26 protein-coding genes are annotated in these 23,988 nt (G+C 61.9%); 16 read left to right on the top strand and 10 right to left on the bottom strand.

Annotated elements, in window-relative coordinates:
• Positions 1-311: 311 nt before the first annotated feature.
• The 15 genes from metK to trpA all read left to right on the top strand — a co-directional run bounded on the left by metK (position 312) and on the right by trpA (position 12,701).
• On the top strand, positions 312-1,463 hold the full coding sequence (metK, locus tag H1S03_RS10840; RefSeq protein ID WP_185804456.1) for a methionine adenosyltransferase: 1,152 nt from the start codon (positions 312-314) through the stop codon (positions 1,461-1,463).
• Entirely contained in the window at positions 1,463-2,206 is a 744-nt protein-coding gene (gene trmB, locus H1S03_RS10835) for a tRNA (guanine(46)-N(7))-methyltransferase TrmB (RefSeq protein ID WP_185804455.1), read from the top strand. The genes metK and trmB overlap by 1 nt, the downstream gene beginning before the upstream one ends.
• A 148-nt stretch (positions 2,207-2,354) precedes the next feature.
• A complete protein-coding gene (aroA, locus tag H1S03_RS10830; protein ID WP_185804454.1) occupies positions 2,355-3,689 on the top strand; it encodes a 3-phosphoshikimate 1-carboxyvinyltransferase in 1,335 nt (444 codons plus the stop codon).
• 9 nt (positions 3,690-3,698) lie between these two features.
• Positions 3,699-4,103, top strand: coding sequence for a GFA family protein (locus tag H1S03_RS10825; protein WP_185804453.1), 405 nt, complete (start codon positions 3,699-3,701; stop codon positions 4,101-4,103).
• 59 nt (positions 4,104-4,162) lie between these two features.
• Positions 4,163-4,783, top strand: a complete 621-nt coding sequence (cmk, locus tag H1S03_RS10820) for a (d)CMP kinase (protein ID WP_185804452.1) — start codon at positions 4,163-4,165, stop codon at positions 4,781-4,783.
• Between the two features lie 184 nt (positions 4,784-4,967).
• A complete protein-coding gene (rpsA, locus tag H1S03_RS10815; protein ID WP_166193484.1) occupies positions 4,968-6,650 on the top strand; it encodes a 30S ribosomal protein S1 in 1,683 nt (560 codons plus the stop codon).
• A 270-nt stretch (positions 6,651-6,920) separates the two neighbouring features.
• Positions 6,921-7,202 (top strand): integration host factor subunit beta, encoded by a 282-nt coding sequence (gene ihfB / locus H1S03_RS10810; protein ID WP_166193481.1) that lies wholly within the window; start codon positions 6,921-6,923, stop codon positions 7,200-7,202.
• 23 nt (positions 7,203-7,225) lie between these two features.
• On the top strand, positions 7,226-7,561 hold the full coding sequence (locus tag H1S03_RS10805; RefSeq protein ID WP_166193478.1) for a lipopolysaccharide assembly protein LapA domain-containing protein: 336 nt from the start codon (positions 7,226-7,228) through the stop codon (positions 7,559-7,561).
• Positions 7,558-8,220 carry a phosphoribosylanthranilate isomerase gene (locus tag H1S03_RS10800; protein WP_185804451.1) on the top strand — a complete coding sequence of 221 codons (663 nt, stop codon included), beginning with the start codon at positions 7,558-7,560 and terminating at the stop codon, positions 8,218-8,220. Before H1S03_RS10805 ends, H1S03_RS10800 begins: the two co-directional genes overlap by 4 nt.
• 289 nt (positions 8,221-8,509) lie before the next feature.
• Positions 8,510-9,730 (top strand): tryptophan synthase subunit beta, encoded by a 1,221-nt coding sequence (trpB, locus tag H1S03_RS10795; protein ID WP_185804450.1) that lies wholly within the window; start codon positions 8,510-8,512, stop codon positions 9,728-9,730.
• 370 nt (positions 9,731-10,100) lie between these two features.
• Positions 10,101-10,373, top strand: a complete 273-nt coding sequence (locus H1S03_RS10790) for a hypothetical protein (RefSeq protein ID WP_185804449.1) — start codon at positions 10,101-10,103, stop codon at positions 10,371-10,373.
• A gap of 6 nt (positions 10,374-10,379) precedes the next feature.
• A complete protein-coding gene (locus H1S03_RS10785; RefSeq protein ID WP_185804448.1) occupies positions 10,380-10,919 on the top strand; it encodes a helix-turn-helix transcriptional regulator in 540 nt (179 codons plus the stop codon).
• Positions 10,920-11,005: 86 nt separating this feature from the next.
• The gene (locus H1S03_RS10780; protein ID WP_185804447.1) at positions 11,006-11,374 is read left to right on the top strand and encodes a hypothetical protein; all 369 of its coding nucleotides are present in this window, start codon (positions 11,006-11,008) and stop codon (positions 11,372-11,374) included.
• 77 nt (positions 11,375-11,451) lie between these two features.
• On the top strand, positions 11,452-11,787 hold the full coding sequence (locus H1S03_RS10775; RefSeq protein ID WP_185804446.1) for a hypothetical protein: 336 nt from the start codon (positions 11,452-11,454) through the stop codon (positions 11,785-11,787).
• Positions 11,788-11,912: 125 nt separating this feature from the next.
• Positions 11,913-12,701 carry a tryptophan synthase subunit alpha gene (gene trpA / locus H1S03_RS10770; protein ID WP_185804445.1) on the top strand — a complete coding sequence of 263 codons (789 nt, stop codon included), beginning with the start codon at positions 11,913-11,915 and terminating at the stop codon, positions 12,699-12,701.
• Between the two features lie 127 nt (positions 12,702-12,828).
• Here trpA and lpdA read toward each other — a convergent pair whose 3' ends face one another.
• Positions 12,829-14,214, bottom strand: coding sequence for a dihydrolipoyl dehydrogenase (lpdA, locus tag H1S03_RS10765; protein ID WP_166193457.1), 1,386 nt, complete (start codon positions 14,212-14,214; stop codon positions 12,829-12,831).
• 243 nt (positions 14,215-14,457) lie between these two features.
• Here lpdA and H1S03_RS17770 point away from each other — a divergent pair, with 243 nt between their 5' ends.
• Positions 14,458-14,625 (top strand): YHYH domain-containing protein, encoded by a 168-nt coding sequence (locus tag H1S03_RS17770; protein ID WP_185804444.1) that lies wholly within the window; start codon positions 14,458-14,460, stop codon positions 14,623-14,625.
• Positions 14,626-14,668: 43 nt separating this feature from the next.
• Here the strand turns inward: H1S03_RS17770 and odhB are convergent, their stop codons facing one another.
• The 9 genes from odhB to sucC all read right to left on the bottom strand — a co-directional run bounded on the left by odhB (position 14,669) and on the right by sucC (position 23,933).
• Entirely contained in the window at positions 14,669-16,183 is a 1,515-nt protein-coding gene (gene odhB / locus H1S03_RS10755) for a 2-oxoglutarate dehydrogenase complex dihydrolipoyllysine-residue succinyltransferase (RefSeq protein ID WP_185804443.1), read from the bottom strand.
• Position 16,184: 1 nt separating this feature from the next.
• A complete protein-coding gene (locus H1S03_RS10750) occupies positions 16,185-19,142 on the bottom strand; it encodes a 2-oxoglutarate dehydrogenase E1 component (protein WP_185804442.1) in 2,958 nt (985 codons plus the stop codon).
• Positions 19,139-19,738, bottom strand: a complete 600-nt coding sequence (locus H1S03_RS10745) for a hypothetical protein (RefSeq protein WP_221892676.1) — start codon at positions 19,736-19,738, stop codon at positions 19,139-19,141. The genes H1S03_RS10750 and H1S03_RS10745 overlap by 4 nt, the downstream gene beginning before the upstream one ends.
• A gap of 54 nt (positions 19,739-19,792) precedes the next feature.
• On the bottom strand, positions 19,793-20,677 hold the full coding sequence (gene sucD / locus H1S03_RS10740; RefSeq protein ID WP_166193446.1) for a succinate--CoA ligase subunit alpha: 885 nt from the start codon (positions 20,675-20,677) through the stop codon (positions 19,793-19,795).
• Between the two features lie 49 nt (positions 20,678-20,726).
• Positions 20,727-21,341 carry a hypothetical protein gene (locus H1S03_RS10735; RefSeq protein WP_185804440.1) on the bottom strand — a complete coding sequence of 205 codons (615 nt, stop codon included), beginning with the start codon at positions 21,339-21,341 and terminating at the stop codon, positions 20,727-20,729.
• A gap of 78 nt (positions 21,342-21,419) precedes the next feature.
• Positions 21,420-21,848: a hypothetical protein gene (locus H1S03_RS10730; protein WP_185804439.1), complete on the bottom strand. Its 429-nt coding sequence runs from the start codon at positions 21,846-21,848 to the stop codon at positions 21,420-21,422.
• Entirely contained in the window at positions 21,845-22,150 is a 306-nt protein-coding gene (locus tag H1S03_RS10725) for a hypothetical protein (protein WP_185804438.1), read from the bottom strand. The genes H1S03_RS10730 and H1S03_RS10725 overlap by 4 nt, the downstream gene beginning before the upstream one ends.
• Positions 22,151-22,182: 32 nt before the next feature.
• Positions 22,183-22,734, bottom strand: coding sequence for a hypothetical protein (locus H1S03_RS10720; RefSeq protein WP_185804437.1), 552 nt, complete (start codon positions 22,732-22,734; stop codon positions 22,183-22,185).
• A gap of 5 nt (positions 22,735-22,739) precedes the next feature.
• Positions 22,740-23,933 (bottom strand): ADP-forming succinate--CoA ligase subunit beta, encoded by a 1,194-nt coding sequence (gene sucC / locus H1S03_RS10715; protein ID WP_166193434.1) that lies wholly within the window; start codon positions 23,931-23,933, stop codon positions 22,740-22,742.
• Positions 23,934-23,988: the final 55 nt, after the last annotated feature.

Genomic DNA, 23,988 nt, shown 5'->3' with positions numbered 1-23,988 from the left:
AATTAATTTTGCGCATATCGTCAAATACCTGTTCAGAAATCGAAAAATGCGGATTTCCGCAGTCGTACAGCGCATGAATTCCGCAGGTCCACCCCCTTTGGGCGCGAATCCAGATGTCTGTCGGGGCCGGTGGAATGCATCGAAAGGGGCTGTCGGGCACGGGTGCGCGCAGACCTACGCACGTCAAATTCCGATTGCGTTTTTTATCTTAAAAGGTGACACCCAGCCTTTGGGGCCCTTTGGGCCTTCGGTTCGTATGCGGCGGCTTCCTGCTTCTGCGAACTTTACAGTTTAATTCGGAGCACTTTCACATGACACGCCAGAACTACACCTTTACTTCGGAATCCGTATCCGAGGGCCATCCCGATAAGGTCTGCGATCAGATCTCGGATGCGATCGTCGATGCATTTCTGGCGGAGGAGCCATTCTCGCGCGTTGCCTGTGAGACCTTTGCCACCACGAACCGCATTGTCATCGGCGGTGAGGTGCGCGGCCCCGAACCGGTCATGCGACGGATCGAGCAGATCGCGCGCGAAACTGTGAAAGGCATCGGATACGAGCAGGAGGGTTTCCACTGGGAGACGATGGAAGTCACAAACCTGCTGCACGAACAGTCCACGCATATCGCGCAAGGTGTCGATACCGATGGCGCGGGCGATCAGGGCATCATGTTCGGATATGCCTGCCGGGAGACCGACGCACTGATGCCCGCGCCGATCCAGTATTCTCACGCGATCCTCAAGCGTCTGGCCGAGGTCCGCAAATCGGGCGAGGCGGCCGTTCTAGGTCCCGACGCGAAATCCCAGCTGTCCGTGCGGTATGAGCATGGAAAGCCCGTGGATGTCTCGTCGATCGTCCTGTCCACGCAGCACATGGATCATGCGATGACCAGCGCCGATGTGCGTGAGGTGGTCGAGCCCTATATTCGCGAGGTTCTGCCCGAGGGGTGGCTGACCCCCAAGACAGTCTGGCACGTGAACCCCACCGGCAAGTTCGTGATCGGCGGCCCGGACGGCGACGCTGGCCTTACGGGGCGCAAGATCATCGTGGACACTTACGGCGGGGCCGCACCTCACGGGGGCGGTGCCTTTTCCGGCAAGGACTGGACGAAGGTGGATCGCTCCGCCGCCTATGCCGCCCGCTATCTGGCGAAAAACGTCGTCGCGGCAGGTCTGGCGGAACGCTGCACCCTCCAGCTGAGCTATGCCATTGGCGTCGCGGCACCGCTGTCGATCTATGTCGATACCTACGGCACTGGCGCTGTGGACGAGAGCGCGATCGAGGCTGCGGTGGCGGAGGTCATGGACTTGACGCCAAAGGGCATCCGCCAACAGTTGGGCCTGAACCGCGCCATCTATCAGCGCACGGCGGCCTATGGCCATTTCGGACGTGAACCCGATGCGGATGGCGGTTTCTCGTGGGAGCGTACCGATCTGGTCGAAGCGCTGAAGCTCGCGCTCTGATGCCGAAGAAGTCTCCGACACCCGGCATCGGTCCCGTTCGTGAGGATGGGACCGAGTGGCGCAACTTCTACGGTCGCCGCCACGGCAAGAAACTGCGCGCCGCGCAGGCGCACGACATGGACGTGACCCTGGCCGAGATCGCGCCACAGGGCGTCACGCGTGAGGATAACCCCGACCGCACGCCCATCGACCTGACCGACCTGTTCGGGCGGGACGCGCCGGTCTGGCTGGAAATCGGCTTCGGCGCGGGGGAGCATATGTTCCATCAGGCCGGTTCGAATCCCGGCGTGGGCATCATCGGGTGTGAGCCCTATATCAACGGCGTCGCGCAGTTGATGAGCAAGATGCGCGACGATCTGCTGGACAATGTGCGCATCCATGCTGGCGATGCCCGTGATCTGTTGGAAGTCCTGCCCGAGGGCAGCCTGGATCGCGCGTTCCTGCTGTATCCCGATCCGTGGCCCAAGACGCGGCACCACCGCCGTCGTTTCGCCAGTGTCGAGAACTTTACCATGCTGGCCCGTGCCCTGAAATCCGGGTCGCATTTGCGCGTCGCGACGGATATTCCCGACTACGTTCGTCACACGCTGGACGTTGTGCACCGGATGCCGGAATTCGAATGGTTGGCCGAGGGGCCTGCCGATTGGCGCGAACCCTGGTCCGACTGGACGCGCACCCGCTACGAGGCCAAGGCAATCCGCGAGGATCGCGTGCCGCACTACCTTACCTTTCGCCGCGTCTGACCTGACTGGCCTTGGTCTGGCCCCGTGCTGACGTCGGTCTGTCATCGGGCTGGCACTGATTTGGCAAAAATGCCAGCTCGGGAGTGTTTTTGGCCTGCCGCGTCGCCGCGCCACGGGCTATATCGGGCGCAGTCAAACAGGAGTCCCCATGTCCCATACCGGTGAACCCCGTCCGATGAGCGCCGTGCCCGGTGCCACCCTCAACGGCAGTGCTGAGATTCCGGGTGACAAGTCTGTCTCGCACCGCTCGCTGATCTTCGGCGCGATGGCGGTGGGGGAAACGAAGGTGACCGGCTTGCTGGAGGGGGCAGATGTGCTGGACACGGCCAAGGCAATGCGGGCGCTGGGCGCGGAGGTGATCCGGCACGGACAGGGCGAATGGTCGATCCATGGTGTCGGCGTCGGTGGCTTTTCTGAACCGGCGGACGTGATCGATTGCGGCAATTCCGGCACCGGCGTGCGACTGCTGATGGGCACGGTCGCGACCCATGGTTTCGCCACGACCTTTACCGGCGATGCCAGCCTGCGGTCCCGTCCGATGGGCCGCGTGACCGATCCGCTGGCCCTGTTCGGCGCGGTGGCGCACGGGCGTTCGGGCGGGCGGTTGCCGCTGACGCTGGTGGGGGCCGCGAACCCAGCGCCCGTTCGGTACAAGGTGCCGGTGCCCTCGGCGCAGGTGAAATCCGCCGTCCTGCTGGCCGGCCTGAACGCCCCCGGCGACACCATCGTCGAGGAGATTGAGGCGACCCGCGATCATACCGAGCGGATGCTGCGCGGCTTTGGCGCGCAGGTTGAGACGGACGGGCTGGTCATCACACTCAAGGGACAGCCGGAGCTGAAACCGCAGGTCATCGCCGTGCCGCGCGATCCGTCCTCCGCCGCGTTTCCCGTCTGCGCCGCGCTGATCTGCGAGGGATCGGACGTGCTGGTGCCCGGCATCGGCCTGAATCCAACGCGGGCGGGGCTATATACCACTCTGCGTGAAATGGGCGCCGATCTGACATTCGAGAATGCGCGTGAGGAGGGCGGCGAACCGGTCGCCGATCTGCGTGCACGTTTCGGCCCGCTGAAGGGGATCGAGGTTCCGCCGGAGCGGGCGGCGAGCATGATCGACGAATACCCCATCCTCTCCGTCGTGGCAGCCCTGGCCGAGGGGGTGACCGTCATGCACGGCGTCAAGGAATTGCGCGTCAAGGAATCCGATCGCATCGACGCCATGGCCCGCGGGCTGGAGGCGTGCGGCGTCAGGGTCGAGGAAACCGAGGACAGCTTTACCGTGCATGGCATGGGCGGCAAGGTTCCGGGTGGTGCCACCGTCGGCACCCGTCTGGACCACCGCATCGCGATGAGTTTCTTCTGTCTGGGCATGGCGACGCAGAAACCGGTGCGCATCGACGACGCGACGGTGGTGGAGACGAGCTTTCCGAACTTCCTGCCATTGATGGAAAAACTGGGGGCGTCGTTCCGGCGTCACAACGATTGAGGGCGCGAAATGAGTGAACGCCATCACGGAAGCTGCCTGTGCGGTGCGGTGAAATATCAGGTCAACGGCCCCTTGCGACCGGTCGTCGCCTGCCACTGCAAGCAGTGCCGCAAGACTTCGGGCCATTACGGTGCCGCGACTTCCGCCGCGCGGGATGATCTGCGTATCGCGGGCGATGTGAAGTGGTATTCCAGCTCCGACACGGCGCGGCGCGGCTTCTGCCGCGATTGCGGATCGGCGATGTTCTGGGATGGGGGCGGTGACAGGGTCTCGATCTGGGCGGGGACGCTGGACGGAACGACGGGTCTGCGCCTGCGCGGTCATATTTTCGTGGCGGACAAGGGCGACTACTACGACATCTGCGACGATCTGCCGACCTATCCACAGGGTGACGACGAGATGACGACGAAGTAATACGCACTTGACGAATGGCGCTTCAGGCCAACGTGATAGGGACGAAGCGGGAGGATTTCGTGAGCTTTACAATCGCTATCGACGGCCCCGCCGCCGCAGGAAAGGGAACGATCGCCCGCGCGGTCGCAGCGCATTTCGGATTTGCGCATCTGGACACCGGCCTGCTGTACCGCGCGACCGGCGCGCGCGCACTGGCTTTGGGCGGGTTGGAGCCGACCCTGGCAGAGCGTGCGGCCCGCACCCTGACCGACGCGGATCTGGCGCGGGACGATCTGCGCACCGGCGATGCGGGGCAGGCGGCCTCGGTCGTCGCGGCGATGCCGGCGGTGCGCAAGGCGTTGCTGGACTGGCAACATGCCTTTGCCCGGCGCGACGGTGGTGCGGTCCTGGACGGGCGCGATATCGGCACGGTCGTCTGCCCGGAGGCGGAGGTGAAGCTGTTCGTCACCGCCTCGGATGAGGAACGCGCCCGCCGCCGTCACGCGGAACTGGTCGTCGCCCGACCCGATCTGACGCTGGAACAGGTTCTGTCCGATCTGCGGGAGCGGGACCGGCGTGACGAATCCCGCGACACCGCGCCGATGAAACCGGCCCCGGATGCCCTGGTTTTCGACACCACCCTGATGTCGATCGACGCCGCCGTGGCGCAGGCCATCGCGCGGGTACAGGCCGCGCGCTAAGCCGTCGCCTTGCCTATCCTGCCTGAAAAGCGTATAGACCCGCCCGTCGCTCGGACTCCGTCCTGAGTGCGAATCCCCTTCGCGGGTTCGCGGCTCGGTCCGGCCTGATGCGGCATCAACCTCAAAGACCGGCGGAACCAACCGCCAGGCCCGTGAAAATCGACCTTTAGGAGACTGTGCCAGTATGGCTACTCAAACAAGTATGGAAGATTTCGAAGCCCTGTTGAACGAGAGCTTCGAGTTGACGACCCCCGAAGAGGGAACCGTCGTCAAAGGGACTGTCATCGCGATCGAAGCGGGACAGGCCATCATCGACATCGGCTACAAGATGGAAGGCCGTGTCGAGCTGAAAGAATTCGCACAGCCCGGCCAGGAAGCTGAAATCGCCCCCGGCGACGAAGTCGAGGTCTACCTCGAGCGTGTCGAGAACGCGCGTGGCGAGGCTGTCATCTCCCGCGACAAGGCCCGCCGTGAAGAGGCATGGGACCGGCTGGAGAAAGCATACGAGAAAGAGGAGCGCGTCGAGGGCGCAATCTTCGGTCGCGTCAAGGGCGGCTTTACCGTCGATCTGGGCGGCGCCGTGGCATTCCTGCCCGGCAGCCAGGTCGATGTGCGTCCCGTGCGCGATGCCGGCCCGCTGATGGGTCTGCCCCAGCCGTTCCAGATCCTGAAGATGGACCGTCGTCGCGGCAATATCGTCGTGTCGCGTCGTGCCGTTCTGGAAGAATCGCGTGCCGAGCAGCGCGCCGAGATCGTCGGCAAGCTGACCGAGGGTGACGTCATCGAGGGCGTGGTCAAGAACATCACCGAGTACGGCGCATTCGTCGATCTGGGCGGCGTTGACGGCCTGCTGCACGTCACCGACATGGCATGGCGCCGTGTGAACCACCCGAACGAGATCCTGAACATCGGTGAGTCCGTCAAGGTTCAGGTCGTCAAGATCAACAAGGAAACCCAGCGCATCTCGCTCGGCATGAAGCAGCTTCAGGCCGATCCGTGGGATGATGTCGAGAGCAAGTTCCCGATCGACAGCCGCCACACGGGCCGCGTCACGAACATCACCGACTACGGTGCATTCGTGGAGCTGGAGCCGGGCGTCGAGGGTCTGGTGCACGTTTCCGAGATGTCCTGGACCAAGAAGAACGTCCATCCGGGCAAGATCGTTTCCACCTCTCAGGAGGTCGAGGTCATGGTGCTGGAGATCGACACCGCGAAGCGTCGCGTGTCGCTCGGCCTCAAGCAGACCCAGGGCAACCCGTGGGAGAACTTCGAAGCCGCGTATCCTCCGGGAACCGAGGTCGAGGGCGAGGTCAAGAACATCACCGAATTCGGTCTGTTCATCGGTCTGGACGGCGACATCGACGGCATGGTGCACCTCAGCGATATCGACTGGGATCGCCGTGGCGAAGATGCGATCGAGGACTACAAGAAGGGCGACATGGTTCGCGCGAAGGTCACCGAGATCGACGCCGAGCGTGAGCGTATCTCCCTCTCGATCAAGGCGCTGGACGAGAGCTTCGACGGTGCCGTTGACGGCATCAAGCGTGGCCAGGTCGTGACCGTCAACGTCACCTCCATCGAGGATGGCGGCATCGAGGTCGAGTATGACGGTATGAAGGCCTTCATCCGTCGCTCCGACCTCAGCCGTGATCGCTCCGAGCAGCGCCCCGAGCGTTTCTCGGTCGGTGACAAGGTCGATGCACGCATCACCCAGATCGACAAGGCGTCGCGTCGTCTTGGCCTCTCGATCAAGGCGCGTGAGATCGCGGAAGAGAAGGAAGCTGTCGAACAGTACGGCTCCTCTGATTCTGGCGCGTCGCTGGGCGACATCCTCGGCGCGGCGCTGAAAGGCCGTGACGACGAGTAAAGCTGGCTTCGGCCAATTTGAGGGCACCATTACATCTGTAATGGTGCCCTTTTTCATGATGCGGGATAATTTGACCTCCTGCGCGGTTAAATTCATTAAAAGCATTCATATCAATGGCTTGTCACCTGTGATATTTTGATTTCGCCGATTTGGCTTCTGCGATCGTCTTGTTTTGAAAGCATTTTCGATTTGCCACGCAGGTTCGTGACATGTCAAAGAAGGGTGAAATTCGTGAATGCGGGTGAACCGCGGGACTAGGGAACCAGAGCCATGATCAAATCGGAGCTGATTCAAAAGATCGCCGAGGAAAATCCTCACTTGTATCAACGGGATGTGGAGCGGATCGTCGGTACGATCTTCGATGAGATCATCGAGGCGATGGCGTCGGGCAACCGGGTCGAGCTGCGCGGGTTCGGTGCTTTTTCCGTCAAACGACGTGAATCGCGCCTGGGACGGAACCCCAGAACCGGTGAAGCGGTTGACGTTGAAGAAAAACACGTTCCTTTCTTCAAGACAGGAAAACTGCTGCGGGACCGTTTGAACGGCAAGTGATCCCGCGTCGAGGGAGACTTGAGATGCGCATTGTTAAACTGATTCTGCTAGCCGTGGTGGCCTTGTTCATCATCATGCTGGTGGTTGCGAACCGTGAAACGGTAACCGTCCAGTTGTTGCCGGCGGAATTCGGCTTCGTATCTGACTGGAGCCGGCAGATGCCATTGGCGGTCGTGATGATCGTGCTGGCCATGGGCGGGTTCGCGCTCGGCTGGTTGTGGGAGTGGCTGCGTGACCAGCGCACCCGCACCGTTGCACGTCAACGCCGCCGCAAGATCGTGACGTTGGAGCGTGAGGTCGAAACCCTGCGCCGCGATACCGGAGCGGAGGAGGACGAGGTCCTCGCACTGCTCAAGTGACCTCTGCCATTCGCACCAAAATTTGCGGTCTGACCACCGCCGACAGCGTCGCTGCGGCTGTTGATGCCGGGGCCGCTTACGTCGGTTTCGTCTTCTTCGCCAAGTCACCACGGAACGTCGATATCGAAACGGCGCGCAACCTCGCCGCCGATGTGCCGCCGGGGGTGTGCAAGGTGGCGCTTGTGGTAAATGCAGACGATGCCACGCTGGATGCGATCACGGATCGCGTGCCGCTGGACATGCTGCAACTGCACGGCGCGGAAACCCCTGAACGGGTGAGTGAGATCAAGGCGCGGTACGGCTTGCCCGTCATGAAGGCGGTGGGCATCCGCGAGGCGGACGACCTTGCCCAGATCGACGTTTACGCGGAGGTGGCCGACCAGTTGCTGATTGACGCGAAGGCGCCGAAAGGGGCTGATCTGCCGGGAGGCAACGGCCTTGCCTTTGACTGGTCGCTTCTGTCCGGGCGGCGCTGGCCGTGCCCGTGGATGCTGGCCGGTGGATTGACGCCGGATAATGCGATGCGGGCGGCGAACCTGACAGGTGCCAACCAATTGGACGTCTCCAGCGGAGTGGAAACTGCGCCCGGCCTCAAGGATGCGGACAAGATTGCGGCGTTCGTCGCTGCTCTCGGACCTCAACCACCAAAGCTGTTCTGAAAAAAACGCCGCTCGTTCCAATGGACCGAGCGGCGAAGGGTCATGCAGAAATTCCACACGCAGCAGGACGCACCACCGACCTGCCTATCGAGCGATGACGTCATTTCAGGGACAGATTGAAATGAACGGCTTTTTTCGTCCGACACATAAGTAACTAGGGTGCGTATAAAAAGTTTCATCCGTTGCGAGAATATTTTTTATGCTGCGCGACGATCCGTCCCTGCACTGATATCGACGCTGGGCGCGCCGCACTGTAGAAAGGCCTCGAAACCAGCCTAGGATCGCCACCATGACCAGCCCAATGCCCAATTCCTTTTCCGCCGGTCCCGATGCGCAGGGGCGCTTCGGTCAATTCGGCGGTCGCTTCGTGTCTGAAACCTTGATGCCTCTGATCCTCGATCTGGAGGCGGAGTACGAAAAGGCCAAGACTGACGACGACTTCTGGGCGGAAATGAACGATCTGTGGACGCACTATGTCGGACGCCCGTCGCCGCTCTACCACGCTGAACGCCTGACCGAGAAGTTCGGCGGCGCGAAGATTTATCTCAAACGTGACGAGCTGAACCACACCGGTGCGCACAAGATCAACAACGTGCTGGGCCAAATCCTGTTGGCGCGCCGCATGGGCAAGAAACGGATTATCGCGGAAACCGGGGCAGGGCAGCATGGTGTGGCCACCGCGACGGTGTGCGCGCGCTTCGGTCTGGAATGCATCGTTTTCATGGGCGCCACGGATGTGGAGCGGCAAAAGCCCAACGTCTTTCGCATGAACCTGCTGGGTGCGAAGGTCATTCCCGTTACCTCGGGGCGGGGAACGTTGAAGGACGCGATGAACGAGGCGCTGCGTGACTGGGTAACCAACGTGAAGGACACCTTCTATTGCATCGGAACGGTCGCGGGGCCGCATCCCTATCCGGCGATGGTTCGCGATTTCCAGTCGATTATCGGCAAGGAGGTCAAGGAACAGATGCAGGAGCGTGAGGGTCGTCTGCCCGACAGCCTGGTCGCCTGCATAGGTGGCGGGTCGAACGCGATGGGCCTGTTCTACCCCTTCCTCGACGATGAGAGCGTGCGCATCATCGGGGTCGAGGCTGGCGGACATGGTGTGGATGACCGGATGGAACATGCCGCCTCGCTGACCGGCGGTCGGCCCGGCGTTCTGCACGGGAACCGGACCTATCTGCTTCAGGACGATGACGGTCAGATCATCGAAGGACATTCGATCTCCGCCGGGTTGGACTATCCCGGAATCGGGCCCGAGCATTCCTGGTTGAACGATGTCGGACGTGTCGAATATGTCTCCGCCACCGATCTTGAAGCGCTGGAAGCCTTTCAGATGTGCTGCGTGACCGAAGGTATTATTCCTGCGCTGGAACCGTCCCACGCCCTGGCCCACGTGGCCAAGATCGCGGGCGATCTGCCCTCGGATCACCTGCTGGTGATGAATATGTGCGGGCGCGGGGACAAGGATATCTTCACCGTGGCGGACGCTCTGGGTCACAATATCTGAGCGAAACAGGCCATAAACCGGGGTTATACGCGCGTATTGCCCCGGTTTCATGCTCGCGGAATTAAGCCTGGGATGCATGGCATCCATCCGCAAAAACACCGAATTGTCCAACACGGGGCGCATCTTGCGATGTGTCCCCATCGGGACCGGGCTCTGGTCTCGGGCCGGTACAAGGCGCCCCCGCGGGGATGGGGGGAAGCGGATGTGCCGGTGCGCACCAGGCCCGGTTTCGGTGGCTGACAGCGAATGTCCCGAAATCATCGCAAAGTCAGCTATCGACGCCCCGCGGATGCGGGCGTGTACGACGGGGCGGTGGTACGCTATACTGGTTGGGGGGCATTTGCTGCCACCGCCCTTACTGGAGGCTCGGATGCGGTTCATTTTCATCCTGCTATTTACGTTGTTTACCGTGCCGGTTGCCGCCCAGACGGATGTTGTCGCCGATCTGGTCGAGGAGCTGAAGGCGGACGGCTACGTTGTGCTGGATCAGCGTGGAACCCTGCTGGGACGAACCCAGATCGTCGTGCGGCGTGATGACGAAATACGTGAAATCGTGATCAACCCGAACTCGGGTGAGATACTGCGCGATCTGCCCCGTGCGGCCACGGCCGAGGATGACATGCCTGCTTCCGACGCCGACTGATTCCGCATGTCCGATCCCACATCCCCTCCGGTCAGGACCAAGGCCCGAACCTCCGCACTCGTCGCCGGACTGGCGACGTTGCAGGGCGTGTGCGCGCTGTTTTTCGTCTATAATCTTTCGGCGCAGATCTTCGGCTGGCGTTCGCAACCTGTAAGCTGGACGTGGATCGAAGTGGTGGAGATCATGGCAACCCTTGGCCTGATCCTGGGCACCGTGCTGGGCCTGACCCTGTTCGCGACCCTGATGGCGGAGCGGCGCCGCGCCGCCTGGCGTCTGCGCATGGCCTCGGGCGCGTTTCATGAGGCGGTTGTCGACCGCTTCGACGATTGGGCGCTGACCCCATCCGAGCGAGACGTGGCGCTGTTCATGATCAAGGGGTTGAGCAACGGTGAAATCGCAACCCTGCGCGGCACCTCCGAAGGCACGATCAAGGCGCAAAGCACCGCGATCTTTCGCAAGGCTGGGGTCAACGGGCGGGCGCAGCTTCTGGGTGCGTTCCTCGATGATTTGCTGGATATTCCCGTGACGTCACAGGACGCGGCGTGAAATAGACTTGCGACGCGGGCAAAACAGGCGCATGGCACGGTTCGATCCGGTGGAGACGCCACCGGCGGAATTATGGAGTGATGAAAATGGCTGACTTTCAGATCGGCGATATCGTGGTGCTGACCGCAGGGTCCATGCGCATGGCAGTGGAATCCGTCGATGGCGACACCGCCTCGACCGTGTGGTGCAACGAGGGCGTGATCGGTCGTGACACGTTCGCGACCGTGCTGCTCAAGAAATGGGAGCAGCGCGAGGATACGCGCGGTGGCTTCAACAAGGGCGGCGACCGTGGCGGCTACAAGGGCGGTGGCGACCGTGGCGGTGATCGCGGTGGCTTCAACAAGGGCGGCGATCGCGGCGGCTACAAGGGTGGCGGCGACCGTGATGACAAGCCCCGTGGCAAGCCCGGCTGGGACGGCAAACCGCGTGAGAACAAGTTCTTCCGCAAGGATTGATCGGCGCAGGCTGGAACGGACGGTCGTGAACATGCGTTTCCTTGATGATCTGCCAATTGCAGTCGTTGGGAGTAACCATGTTTGATAAATCCGTTCTGGCCTCCACCACGGCGGCCGTTTTCGCCGCTATGCTGGCTGGCCCCGCCCTCGCTGAACCACAGCACTGTCCCCCGGGGCATGAGAAAAAGGGCTGGTGCGAATTCGGCGAACGTTCCGATCTCGGTCGGGATCGTGACAACCATGATCGCGCCAATGCCGACTACGTTTTCCTGCAAGACCCCGGCGATTACCGTCTGCCCCCGCTTCCTGAGGGGCAGCGTTACGCGGTCGTCGACAACCGCGTGGTGGTCGTGTCGAGCGATACCTACGCGACCATCGCGGTCATTGGTGCGCTGTCCGACCTGCTGCGTTGATCGCCGCATACCAGTTTTCAGGGTCGCGCCGCAGGGCGCGGCCCTTTTGCATGTCCGAAGGTCGTGGATACTGGTAAACGCGCTGCGCGTCGGCTAAACCGAACACCGTATTCAAGGACAGGCCCATGACCCGCATCGACACCAAATTCGCAGAGCTGGCCAAGGCCGAGCGCACCGCCTTCGTTTCGTTCATCATGGCGGGTGATCCGACCCCTGATCTGTGTGCCGAGGTGCTGCACGGTCTGCCGGGGGCGGGGGTCGATGTGATCGAGATCGGCATGCCGTTCACCGACCCGATGGCCGACGGCCCCGCGATCCAGTTGGCGGGACAACGCGCGCTGGATGCAGGCATGACGCTGAACAAGACGCTGGAAATGGTGCGCACGTTTCGCAAGACCGATAACACCACCCCGATTGTCCTGATGGGATATTACAACCCGATCTATTCCAAGGGCGTGGATCGGTTTCTGGCCGAGGCATCCGAGGCCGGCGCCGATGGGCTGATCGTCGTCGATCTGCCACCGGAGGAAGATTCCGAGTTGTGTCTGCCCGCGCAGGATGCCGGACTGAACTTCATCCGGCTCGCCACTCCCACCACCGATGACAAGCGCTTGCCGAAGGTCCTGCAAAACACCTCCGGTTTCGTGTATTATGTTTCGATCACCGGCATCACCGGTTCCGCCGAGGCGAGCGCCGCTTCCGTCGGGCCGGAGATCGCGCGGATCCAGTCCCAGACCGATTTGCCGGTCTGTGTCGGTTTCGGCATCAAGACGCCCGAGGCTGCGGCAAGCATGGCAAAGATCGCGGACGGGGTCGTCGTAGGCTCCGCCATTGTTGAGAGGATGGCCCGTGGCGACAGCGCAGAGCAGGTTCTGGCCTTCGTTTCCGAACTGGCCACCGCAACACATAGCTGAGGATACCGCACGGGCGAAGGGGGCGTTGCCCACTTTCTACGCGACCGTGCCGGCTATCGCACCTTCAGAAATGCAAAGCTGATGGGGTGAAACCGGGCGGTCGAACGCGACCGCCCGGTTTGGAATGTCAGGCGTGGATCGCGCCGTCGCCGCAGGCCAGTGCAGCCTCACGCATCGCCTCGGAGAAGGTCGGGTGCGCGTGGCAGGTGCGGGCCAGATCCTCCGCCGCGGCACCGAATTCCATCGCGACGCAAACCTCGTGGATCAGATCGCCCGCCATCGGGCCGATGACATGTGCGCCCAGAATACGGTCGGTTTCTGCGTCCACGATCATCTTGACGAAACCGTCGCCGGCAAAGTGGCTCTTGGCTCGGGCGTTGCCCATGAACGGGAACTTGCCGACCTTGTACTTGCGCCCCTCCTGCTTCAGCTGCTCCTCCGTCTTGCCGACATTCGCGACCTCGGGATGGGTGTATATCACGCCGGGGATGACGCCGTAGTTAACATGCCCCTTCTGACCGGCAATGGTCTCGGCCACTGCCATGCCCTCATCCTCGGCCTTGTGCGCCAGCATGGGGCCTGCGATCACGTCACCGATGGCGTAGATGCCCTTGACGTTCGTGGCCCAGTGCGCGTCCGTCTTGATCATGCCGCGATCCATCTCGACGCCGAGCGCATCGAGGCCCAGATTTTCGGTGTAGGGGCGACGACCGGTGGCCAGCAGGACGATGTCCGCATCGATCTGATGCTCGCTGTCGTCCTTGCGCGATTTGTAGCTGACCGTGGCCTTGTTCTTCTTGACCTCGGTACCGGAAACGGCGGCGCCCAGTTCGAATTTGATGCCCTGCTTCTTGAGCAATTTCAGGAAGTTCTTTTGGATTTCCCCATCGGCGCCGGGGATGATGGCGTCCTGATATTCGATCACCGTAACCTCCGCCCCCAGGCGGGAGTAGACGGAGCCAAGTTCCAGCCCGATGACGCCGCCGCCGATGACGACCATCTTGTTCGGAACCTTCTTCAACTCCAGCGCGCCGGTGGAGGTCACGACGACCTTCTCGTCTACCTCGACACCGGGCAGGCTGGCGGCCTCGGAACCGGTGGCGATGACGATATGTTTGGCGGTGTGGGTGTCGTCACCGACCTTGACCTTGCCCGCCTCGGGGATGGAGCCGTAGCCCTTGATCCAGTCCACCTTGTTCTTCTTGAACAGGAATTCGATGCCTCCGGTGTTGGAGTTCACAGTTTCCTGCTTGTAGTCCACCATCTTGGGCAGATCGACGGAGGGGCTTTGCCCCATCAGGCCCATCTTGGTGAAATTGGTGGTCGCCTCATGATACAATTCGGAGGCGTGCAACATCGCCTTGGACGGGATGCAACCGACGTTCAGGCAGGTGCCGCCAAGGGTTTCACGCCCCTCGACGCAGGCGGTCTTCAGCCCCAGTTGGGCGCAGCGGATTGCACAGACGTAGCCGCCGGGGCCTGCGCCGATGATGATGACGTCGTACTCGGCCATGGTGATCTCCTCGAAAAGTTAACGCTGTGTTTGCGAATGTTCTCATCGTTGTATGAGTTAGTGTGCGGATAGAGCTCGGGGTGCGAATAAATCAAAATACTTCGGTTAGAAAATATTTTTAATTCAAATGGTTGCAAAGCGACGCGGAGCGGCAAGAGAAGGCTATTAACTTTTGTTAATTGAGTTCAAGCTGAATTCTTCCTATTAAGGAGTTAATAACAATCGTTAACGAGGAACACCAGTATGCGAATCATTGCAGCAATCACCCTTACAATACTGTCGTTTGCCACACCGGGGTTTGCTAAAACCACCGAAGCTCCGACAGTCGCAACGGAACTTCAGCATGGTGGTGGACTAAACCGCGCAGGTTGTCACAATGATCGGAAAGCTGGAACTTATCATTGCCACTAAAATTACGTTTACCGGCCCCAAGCTTTAACTTGGGGCCGATTGTTTACAAATCCATCAGCAGGCGTTGCGGATCCTCCAGCGCCTCCTTGACGCGGACGAGGAACGTCACCGCACCCTTGCCGTCCACGACGCGGTGGTCATAGCTGAGGGCCAGGTACATCATCGGGCGGATTACGATCTCACCGTTGATGACGACGGGGCGGTCCTGAATCTTGTGCATCCCCAGAATACCCGATTGCGGCGGGTTGAGGATGGGCGAGGACATCAGCGAGCCGTAGACACCGCCGTTCGAGATGGTGAACGTGCCGCCCTGCATTTCCGCCATGGACAGCTTGCCGTCGCGGGCCTTGCGACCCTTTTCCCCGATGGCCTTCTCGATCTCGGCGAAGGACATCTGGTCTGCATCGCGGATCACCGGCACGACGAGGCCGGTGGGCGTACCGGCGGCGACGCCCATATGCACGAAGTTCTTGTAGACGATGTCGGTTCCGTCGATCTCCGCGTTGACCTCCGGCACTTCCTTGAGCGCGTGCACACAGGCCTTGGTGAAGAACGACATGAAGCCGAGGCGCACGCCGTGCTTCTTTTCGAACTCGGCCTTGTAGGTGTTGCGCAGGTCCATGACCGCCTTCATGTCCACCTCGTTGAAGGTGGTCAGCATGGCGGCGGTGTTTTGCGCATCCTTCAACCTGCGGGCGATGGTCTGGCGCAGGCGGGTCATCTTGACCCGTTCCTCACGGTTGGCATCGTCGGCGGAGACGGGCGCGCGCGGGGCGGCGGATGCGGTTGGGGCAGGTGCCGATGTGGAGGAGGCGTTCATCACGTCCTCCTTCATGATGCGCCCGTCACGGCCAGAGCCCTTGACCGATGCGGGATCGATGCCCTTTTCCGCCATCATCTTGTTGGCGGAGGGCGCGTTCTCGATATCCTTCGCGCTGCCGGATTCGGATGGCGGGGTCGCCGCAGCGGCGGGTTCTGCGGCGGGTGCGGCTGAGGCCGCGCCGCCCTCCGCTGCCATCTGCGCGAGGATACCACCGGCGGAGACGGTCTCCCCCTCCGCGATGTGGATCTTCGAGATCGTGCCCGATTGCGGGGCCGGAACCTCGACCGAGACCTTGTCGGTCTCAAGCTCGGCGATCATCTCATCCGCGGCGACGGTATCGCCGACCTTCTTGTACCAGGTGGCGACGGTCGCCTCGGTCACGCTTTCGCCCAGGGAGGGCACGGGGATATCCACGTGGCCGCTGGGTTGGGCGCTCTCAGCCTTTGCGGTGGTTTCGACCTCACGCGGTCTGACATCCTCCGCCCCGGCGGAGGGTGCGCCTTCGGAAATGGTGGCGAGCAGGGCGTCGGGGCTGACGGTTTCGCCCTCCGCGACGACAATTTCACCCAGCGTGCCGGCAACGGGGGAGGGCACCTCGACCGTCACCTTGTCGGTTTCAAGTTCACACAACATCTCGTCAACCTCAACGGCATCGCCCGGCTTCTTGAACCAGGTGGCGACGGTGGCTTCGGTCACGGATTCGCCGAGGGCGGGAACGCGGACTTCGGTGCTCATATCAGTTTCCTTCTCCGGTCAGCGCATCGTTGACGAGCGCGTCCTGTTCTTTCTTGTGTTGCGAGGCCAGACCCGTGGCGGGCGAGGCGGAAGCGTGACGGCCAGCATAGCGCGGCCGCTGGGTCTTGGACTTGTTGCGGTTCAAGACCCATTCGATGTTCGGCTCGATGAAGGTCCAGGCGCCCTGGTTCTTCGGTTCCTCTTGACACCAGACGATTTCGGCATCGGGGAAGCGGGCGATTTCCTTGCTGAGCGATTGTGCCGGGAACGGATAGAATTGCTCCACCCGCAGCAGGTACACGTTGTCGAGCGCCTGTTCGTCCCGTGCGGCCAGCAGATCGTAATAGACCTTGCCCGAGCACAGGACCACGCGCTTGATCTTGTCGTCTGCGACCAGCTTCAGATCGGAATTGCCCTTTTCGGCGTCATCCCACAACACGCGGTGGAAGGACGACCCGGTGCCCATTTCCTCCAGCGTGCTGACCGCCATCTTGTGACGCAGCAGCGATTTGGGCGTCATCAGGATCAGCGGCTTGCGGAAGGACCGGTGCATCTGACGGCGCAGAATGTGGAAATAGTTCGCAGGCGTCGTGCAGTTCGCAACGATCCAGTTGTCGCCGCCACACATCTGCAGGAATCGCTCCAACCGGGCCGAGGAATGCTCAGGCCCCTGTCCCTCATAGCCATGGGGCAACAGCAGGACGAGGCCGGACATCCGCAGCCACTTGCTTTCGCCCGAGGAGATGAACTGGTCGATCATGATCTGCGCACCGTTGGCGAAATCACCGAACTGCGCCTCCCACAGGGTCAGGGTGTTCGGTTCGGCCAGCGAGTATCCGTATTCGAAGCCCAGAACCGCATATTCCGACAACATGGAATCCACGACCTCATATCCCGCCTGATCGTCGGCAATGTGGTTGAGCGGCAGATACCGTTCCTCGGTCTTCTGGTCGATGATGCCGGAATGGCGCTGCGAGAAGGTGCCGCGTGTGGAATCCTGACCTGACAGGCGGACGGGATAGCCCTCCGCCAGCAGCGATCCGAAGGCCAGCGCCTCGGCCGTGGCCCAGTCGAGGTTCCGGCCGGTGTCGATCATCTCCTTCTTGGCCTCAAGCAGACGCGCGACGGTGCGGTGCGCGTTATAGCCGTCGGGCAGGGTCGTCAGCCCCTTGCCGACCATGCGCAGGTCATCCAGGGCCACGGCGGTGGTGCCGCGCTGGTACTTGCCAGACTTCGCCCTGGCCATGCCGGACCAGCGACCGTCCAGCCAGTCCGCCTTGTTCGGCTTGAAGTTTTTGCCCGCCTCGAATTCCTCGTTCAGCCTGGCCTGGAAGGCAGCCTTCACGTCCTCGATCTCCCCCTCGGGGATCAGGCCGTCGCGGGTCAGACGTTCGGTGTACAATTGCAGTGTCGTCTTCTGCTTCTTGATCGCCGTGTACATGAGGGGTTGGGTGAACATCGGCTCATCCCCCTCGTTGTGCCCGAAGCGGCGGTAGCAGAAAATGTCGATAACGACATCCTTGTGGAACTTCTGCCGGAACTCGGTCGCGACCTTTGCGGCGTGGACCACGGCCTCCGGATCGTCGCCGTTCACGTGGAAGATCGGGGCCTCGACCATCAGCGCGATGTCGGTCGGATAGGGGGAGGAACGCGAATTGTGTGGCGACGTGGTGAAACCGATCTGGTTGTTCACCACGATATGGATGGTGCCGCCGGTGCGGTGACCCTTGAGGCCGGACAGGCCGAAGCATTCCGCCACGACGCCCTGACCGGCAAAGGCAGCGTCGCCGTGCAGCAGGACAGGCAGCACCTTCGTGCGATCCGTATCGTTGAGCTGGGCCTGCTTCGCGCGGGCCTTGCCCAGAACGACGGGGTTCACGGCCTCCAGATGGCTGGGATTGGCCGTCAGCGACAGGTGGACGGAATTGCCGTCGAACTCCCGGTCAGAGGACGCGCCGAGGTGATATTTCACATCGCCCGAGCCTTCGACCTCATCCGGTTTGAAACTGCCGCCCTGAAATTCGTTGAAGATCGCCTGATAGGGTTTGCCCATCACATTGGCCAGCACGCTGAGGCGGCCGCGATGGGGCATCCCGATGATGATCTCCTGAACGCCCAGATTGCCGCCCCGCTTGATGATCTGCTCCATCGCGGGGATCAGGCTCTCGCCGCCATCCAGACCGAACCGCTTGGTGCCGGTATATTTGACGTGCAGGAATTTCTCGAAGCCCTCGGCCTCGACCAGCTTGTTCAGGATCGCGCGGCGCCCCTCGCGGGTGAAGGCGATTTCCTTGCCGTAGCCCTCGATCCGTTCCTTCAGCCAGCCTGCTTCCTCCGCGTTGGAGATGTGCATGTACTGCATGGCGAAGGTGCCGCAATAGGTGCTTTTGACGATGTCGAGGATTTCGCGCAGGGTCGCGACCTCAAGCCCCAGCACCATATCGAGGAAGATCTTGCGATCGAAATCATCCTTGGTGAACCCATAGGAGGCCGGGTTCAATTCGGGGTGATCCTCGGGATTCTTGAGGTCCAGTGGGTCGAGATTGGCGGCCAGATGGCCCCGGATGCGGTAGGCGCGGATCAGCATGATCGCCCGGATCGAATCGGTGACGGCCTGCTGGACCTGTGCCTCGGACAGATCCACGCCCTTGCCTGCGGCCTTCTTGGCGACGGATTTGGCCAGCTCGGCGGGCGATGCCTCGTCCCATTCGCCGGTCAAGGCGGCGACCATGTCGCCGGTGGGGACCGGGGGCCAATCGCTGCGCGCCCACGAAGGGCCGCTCGCGGATTCGCGCGCGATCTCATCCTCATTCAATTGGCGGAAGAAGTCCTGCCAGCTTTCGTCCACCGATGCCGGATCGGCGGCGTAGCGTGCGTGCAGCTGTTCTACATATTCCGCATTGTGCCCCTGCAGGAAGGACGAGGAATGGAACTGGTCGTTGGAACTCTGGTCGGTCATGTCGAACTCCGGACGGGTATGTCGGGAATGGCTACCCGTGATTGCTCCGCACCCTGAAAACGGGCGGGTGGAAGGGCGGAATTCTCAAGCCGGGGAGAATACCCCACGCCCTCGAATGCCCAGCTGTGACGGTCGCGCACGATGTCTGCCGTGCCCGTATCGTAGAGATCACTCACATCGTACGCGGTTCCCGCCTGTTTGGAAATCATGGTCCAAGGCAGGAGGGCGACGACGATCTTCAGGCCCCGATCCGCGATCAGATCGGTCAGGCCATGACTTAAACGTTCAAAATGGGCAAACCGATCCATGATGAGCCTGTCGCTCAGACTCACGATATCGGCATTGCCGAACCATTGTTTGCAGCGCGCCAGAACCACGCGGCCGCGCCGGCTGGTCTGCGTCGCATGATGGTGGAACAGGGAATGGACGGCGGCGAACAGGTTACGCAGGGGCGCGTCCTCTGCGGCGGGCATCTGGTCCACGACCGCAACCCCCTTCCGACAAAACGGTTCCAGCAGCATCTCGACCGAGGTCGAGGCGCTCTTGCGCGTCTTGCGGAAGATGAACTGATGCGTATGCGACAGCAACATGACCAACCGTGGGCATTGGAGGTGAGGCCGGGCGCGACGGGGCGCCCGGCATGTTCGGCCTTACTTGCCGATGGCTTCCAGCACGGCCTTGCCCAGATCGGCAGGGCTTTCGGCGATGGCGAACCCGGCGGAGCGCATGGCTTCGATCTTGTCCTCGGCACCGCCCTTGCCGCCGGCGATGATCGCGCCAGCGTGACCCATGCGGCGGCCCGGAGGGGCCGTGCGCCCGGCGATGAAGCCTGCGATGGGCTTGCCGCGGCCGGCCTTGACCTCATCGGCGTAGAACTGCGCCGCGTCTTCCTCGGCGGAGCCACCGATCTCACCGATCATGATGATGCTCTCCGTCTCCGGATCGCCCAGCAGCAGTTCGAGCGCGTCGATATGCTCCATGCCCTTGATCGGGTCGCCACCGATGCCGATGCAGGTGGACTGGCCGAGGCCCGCCGCCGTGGTCTGGCCAACCGCCTCGTAGGTCAGCGTGCCGGAGCGGGAGACGACGCCGACGGAACCACGCTTGTGGATGTGGCCGGGCATGATGCCGATCTTGCACGCGTCGGGCGTGATGACACCGGGGCAGTTCGGCCCGATCAGGATGGATTTCGATCCTTCGAGCGCGCGCTTGACCCTCATCATGTCGAGCACGGGAATGCCCTCGGTGATGCAGACGATAAGTTCCATTTCGGCGTCGATCGCCTCAAGGATTGCATCGGCGGCGAAGGGCGGGGGCACGTAGATCGCGGTGGCATTGGCCTGCGTGGAATGGCGTGCCTCGGCCACCGTGTCGAACACGGGCAGGCCGATATGGTCGGTGCCGCCCTTGCCGGGGGTCACACCGCCGACCATCTTCGTGCCATAGGCGATGGCCTGCTCGGAGTGGAACGTGCCCTGCGAGCCGGTGAGGCCCTGACAGATCACCTTGGTGTTTTCGTTGACGAGTACGGCCATTGGGGCCTCCTTATTGACTGTCGTGCGGCCTGTCGGCCATTGCAGTGTCTCAATTCAAATAGTCTGACGCCACCCTTTCGCGCTGCCAGACTGTTACAGTTGCGGCGAGCATCATCGCAGCCAGACCAAGTTCGGTCGTCTCCTCGATGATCCCGGTCTTGGCGGAAACGAGGTTGGAAACCTCAATCCCCAGCGGAGCGAGCTTGCGTCTGAGGCCGTCCAGACTCTTTGCCAGAACGGCCAGAAACAGCCCTGTGGTGATGAGCAGCGATACAGCGTCGAGCTGACGCAGCCCGCGCAGCAGTGCGGGAAGCCCGCGCTGCAAGCACTTGAACGCGATGACAAGCACCACGATCAGAATGGCCAGCGATAGTACCTTTTCGATCAGGCTGACGTGATCGCCGGAATATTGCCGCGCCTTGAACACGCCCTCGGTGAAGAAGCTGGCCTTGTCCATATCCAGTTCGCGAAGCGCAAACAGAGCGAGCCCCCCCGCGTAGGGCCAAAGCCGCCGTGCATTCGTGAACAGCAAGACCGCCACGGCCAGGATGTAGCACAGAACGGATCCCTGCTCGAACGGACCGCTCTCAGCCATCCACGGATCAACCCAGGTCACGGGCAAACTCACCGCGATGACAACCGTGATCAGAACAGCGGCAAGCATCGCAAGATATGTCTGACGTCCATTCGTAGTTTCAGGTGTATTCACGATTAGCGTATCCGTAAATTCAGTGCAGCCTGGTCAGACCGCGCGATAGGTTTGCAGCGTCCATTCCGACGGATCGTCATGGGTGAAGATGATGACCGCATCGTTGGGGCGAATGTACACACCACCCGTTTCGGTGGTGTCGAGCGGGCGCCCCAGGGCCGAGAGGGCGGTGCGCAATGCCTCGGCATCGCCCTCGGGGGTGAAGGTCAATGTACAGGTGCCGCCAACCAGCGTGGCGGTCGCCGTCTCGGGCAACTCACCGTTTTGCTGCGCGATGGCCAACCGTTGACCGAAGTTCAGGAACCGGTCGGAACCGTCACCGCAGATCTGATCGAGTGTCGCGACCGCTTCCGGTCCCGACAGGGTTACGGCCACAGGGGCCGCAGGCTCCGCCGGATCGACGGGCGTTTCCACCGGCGCGGCGCAGGCGGCGAGCAGGGGGAGGGGAAGCAACCACTTCATCGCTTCGCCCCCTTCTTGTCCAACCCGTCGATTGCCCGAACCATCAGCAGCAACGCACCCGAGATGATCAGCGACCGGCCCAGCGTGTCGGTCAGATTGCGCGGGGACAGGGCCGCCGCGCCTTCACGCAACTGCCGCACGATGTCGCCACCATCCCGAAAATCAGGAAGGCGCGGCGTCGCATTCGGCTCCGGCATATCAAGCGCACCGGGCTTCCACCGCGTCAGGGCGAACCCCGCCGCAACAAGGCCGATGGCGGCAGCGAAAGGGGCTGCGGTCATGGCGGTATCGCGATCAATCATCCTCCGGCTCCCAATCTTTTTTACTAATTCCGTCAGGAAGTTACCGATGTCGAGCGAAGTTTGTTACCTTCGCTCTGCAACTGATCGATCATCCGGGAAATGTTCGCCCGCGCAGAACCTTCATTTGCCAAACGCAATCGCGTTGATGCGATCATCGCGTCACTGAAAGTGGCTGTATAGGGCGTGCTGATCGTCTCCCGAAACACTTCCAAGCCGTTCGAACGTCGCAGGATGTACTCGACAGTTGTCGTAACTGTCAGGTCCAGACCCGCGAATGGCTGATCAACCGATATCAAACGCGCTTCGAGGGTGTAGTCACCAATCGGTTCGTACAGTCCCGCCGAAGTCAGCGCGTCACGAAGAGCGCCATGAAATTGCGTGTTCGAAATTTGGGACGTCCAGAGCGGGCTGGTTTCCTTCCCGCCTGTAACGCCTTCGACACTTACCGATGAGGAGAGTGGGTTGCCGGTATCTACCTGTTGAAGGCTGGTCGGAACCATGTTTACCGACTGCGCCCCGCTTACACACGCGCTGAGAGAAGCCGTCAATGCGATGATCGCGGATGTTCGGATAAGAGTTCGCATTCCGATCAGCCCTTCACGGCCTTGACGATCTTCTCGGCCGCATCCGCGAGGTTGTCGGCGGCGATCACGTCCAGGCCGGAGGTGTTGATGATCTCCTTACCCTTTTCGACGTTCGTGCCCTCAAGGCGGACGACCAGCGGAACCTTCAGGCCGACTTCCTTGACCGCGGCGACCACGCCCTCGGCGATGACGTCGCAGCGCATGATGCCGCCGAAGATGTTGACGAGGATGCCCTTCACCTGCGGATCGGAGGTGATGATCTTGAATGCCTCGGTCACTTTCTCCTTGGTGGCGCCGCCGCCGACGTCGAGGAAGTTTGCAGGCTCCGCACCGTAGAGCTTGATGATGTCCATCGTCGCCATGGCCAGGCCCGCGCCGTTGACCATGCAGCCGATCTCACCGTCCAGCGCGATGTAGTTCAGGTCGAACTTGGAGGCGGCGAGTTCCTTCGCGTCCTCCTCCGTCTCATCGCGCAGGGCCATCACGTCGGAGTGGCGGTAGAGCGCGTTGCCGTCGAAGCCCATCTTGCAGTCGAGGCATTTCAGATCGCCCTTGTCGGTGACGATCAGGGGGTTGATCTCAAGCATTTCGAGGTCTTTTTCCACGAACAGCTTGTAAAGCTGGTTCACCAGCTTGACGCATTGCTTGACCTGACCGCCCTCAAGCCCGAGGGCGAAGGCGACGCGGCGGCCATGGAAGCCGGACAGACCGGAGGCAGGATCGACGGAGAAGCTGATGATCTTCTCAGGTGTTTCTGCGGCGACTTCCTCGATGTCCATGCCACCCTCGGTCGAGCACACGAAGGAGATGCGCGAGGTTTCGCGGTCCACCAGCATCGACAGGTACAGTTCCCGCTCGATGTCGGAGCCGTCCTCGATGTAGATGCGGTTGACCTGCTTGCCCGCCGGGCCGGTCTGGTGCGTGACCAGCGTGCGGCCCAGCATTTTGTGCGCCTCATCAGCGGCTTCCTCGGCGGAGCGGGCGAGGCGGACGCCGCCCTTTTCGCCGGCGCTTTCTTCCTTGAACGATCCCTTGCCGCGACCACCGGCGTGGATTTGCGCCTTCACAACCCACAGAGGACCATCCAGTTCACCCGCGGCGGTCTTGGCTTCCTCGGCCTTCAGCACGACGCGACCGTCGGAAACGGGGGCACCATATGCCTTGAGAAGTTGCTTGGCCTGATACTCGTGAATGTTCATCGGGCAATCCTTTGTCGTGGCTGGCCGGGAAACCCGGACCGATCAAATCGAGCCA

This window comes from Pontivivens nitratireducens (genome assembly GCF_014235845.1).
GTDB classification, from domain to species: domain Bacteria; phylum Pseudomonadota; class Alphaproteobacteria; order Rhodobacterales; family Rhodobacteraceae; genus Pontivivens; species Pontivivens nitratireducens.
This window is presented reverse-complemented; position numbering and strand designations above follow the sequence as displayed.

Excerpts from the sequence above, each read along its gene's own strand:
- aroA (WP_185804454.1), top strand. The coding sequence starts at position 2,355 with ATGTCCCATACCGGTGAACCCCGTCCGATGAGCGCCGTGCCCGGTGCC.
- trmB (WP_185804455.1), top strand. The coding sequence starts at position 1,463 with ATGCCGAAGAAGTCTCCGACACCCGGCATCGGTCCCGTTCGTGAGGAT.
- H1S03_RS10785 (WP_185804448.1), top strand. The coding sequence starts at position 10,380 with ATGTCCGATCCCACATCCCCTCCGGTCAGGACCAAGGCCCGAACCTCC.
- trpA (WP_185804445.1), top strand. The coding sequence starts at position 11,913 with ATGACCCGCATCGACACCAAATTCGCAGAGCTGGCCAAGGCCGAGCGC.
- odhB (WP_185804443.1), bottom strand. The coding sequence starts at position 16,183 with ATGAGCACCGAAGTCCGCGTTCCCGCCCTCGGCGAATCCGTGACCGAA.
- rpsA (WP_166193484.1), top strand. The coding sequence starts at position 4,968 with ATGGCTACTCAAACAAGTATGGAAGATTTCGAAGCCCTGTTGAACGAG.
- H1S03_RS10790 (WP_185804449.1), top strand. The coding sequence starts at position 10,101 with ATGCGGTTCATTTTCATCCTGCTATTTACGTTGTTTACCGTGCCGGTT.
- sucD (WP_166193446.1), bottom strand. The coding sequence starts at position 20,677 with ATGGCCGTACTCGTCAACGAAAACACCAAGGTGATCTGTCAGGGCCTC.
- H1S03_RS10720 (WP_185804437.1), bottom strand. The coding sequence starts at position 22,734 with ATGCGAACTCTTATCCGAACATCCGCGATCATCGCATTGACGGCTTCT.
- H1S03_RS10735 (WP_185804440.1), bottom strand. The coding sequence starts at position 21,341 with ATGCTTGCCGCTGTTCTGATCACGGTTGTCATCGCGGTGAGTTTGCCC.
- H1S03_RS10725 (WP_185804438.1), bottom strand. The coding sequence starts at position 22,150 with ATGATTGATCGCGATACCGCCATGACCGCAGCCCCTTTCGCTGCCGCC.
- H1S03_RS10780 (WP_185804447.1), top strand. The coding sequence starts at position 11,006 with ATGGCTGACTTTCAGATCGGCGATATCGTGGTGCTGACCGCAGGGTCC.
- H1S03_RS10750 (WP_185804442.1), bottom strand. The coding sequence starts at position 19,142 with ATGACCGACCAGAGTTCCAACGACCAGTTCCATTCCTCGTCCTTCCTG.
- H1S03_RS10805 (WP_166193478.1), top strand. The coding sequence starts at position 7,226 with ATGCGCATTGTTAAACTGATTCTGCTAGCCGTGGTGGCCTTGTTCATC.
- trpB (WP_185804450.1), top strand. The coding sequence starts at position 8,510 with ATGACCAGCCCAATGCCCAATTCCTTTTCCGCCGGTCCCGATGCGCAG.
- H1S03_RS17770 (WP_185804444.1), top strand. The coding sequence starts at position 14,458 with ATGCGAATCATTGCAGCAATCACCCTTACAATACTGTCGTTTGCCACA.
- H1S03_RS10730 (WP_185804439.1), bottom strand. The coding sequence starts at position 21,848 with ATGAAGTGGTTGCTTCCCCTCCCCCTGCTCGCCGCCTGCGCCGCGCCG.
- lpdA (WP_166193457.1), bottom strand. The coding sequence starts at position 14,214 with ATGGCCGAGTACGACGTCATCATCATCGGCGCAGGCCCCGGCGGCTAC.
- metK (WP_185804456.1), top strand. The coding sequence starts at position 312 with ATGACACGCCAGAACTACACCTTTACTTCGGAATCCGTATCCGAGGGC.
- sucC (WP_166193434.1), bottom strand. The coding sequence starts at position 23,933 with ATGAACATTCACGAGTATCAGGCCAAGCAACTTCTCAAGGCATATGGT.
- H1S03_RS10825 (WP_185804453.1), top strand. The coding sequence starts at position 3,699 with ATGAGTGAACGCCATCACGGAAGCTGCCTGTGCGGTGCGGTGAAATAT.
- ihfB (WP_166193481.1), top strand. The coding sequence starts at position 6,921 with ATGATCAAATCGGAGCTGATTCAAAAGATCGCCGAGGAAAATCCTCAC.
- H1S03_RS10775 (WP_185804446.1), top strand. The coding sequence starts at position 11,452 with ATGTTTGATAAATCCGTTCTGGCCTCCACCACGGCGGCCGTTTTCGCC.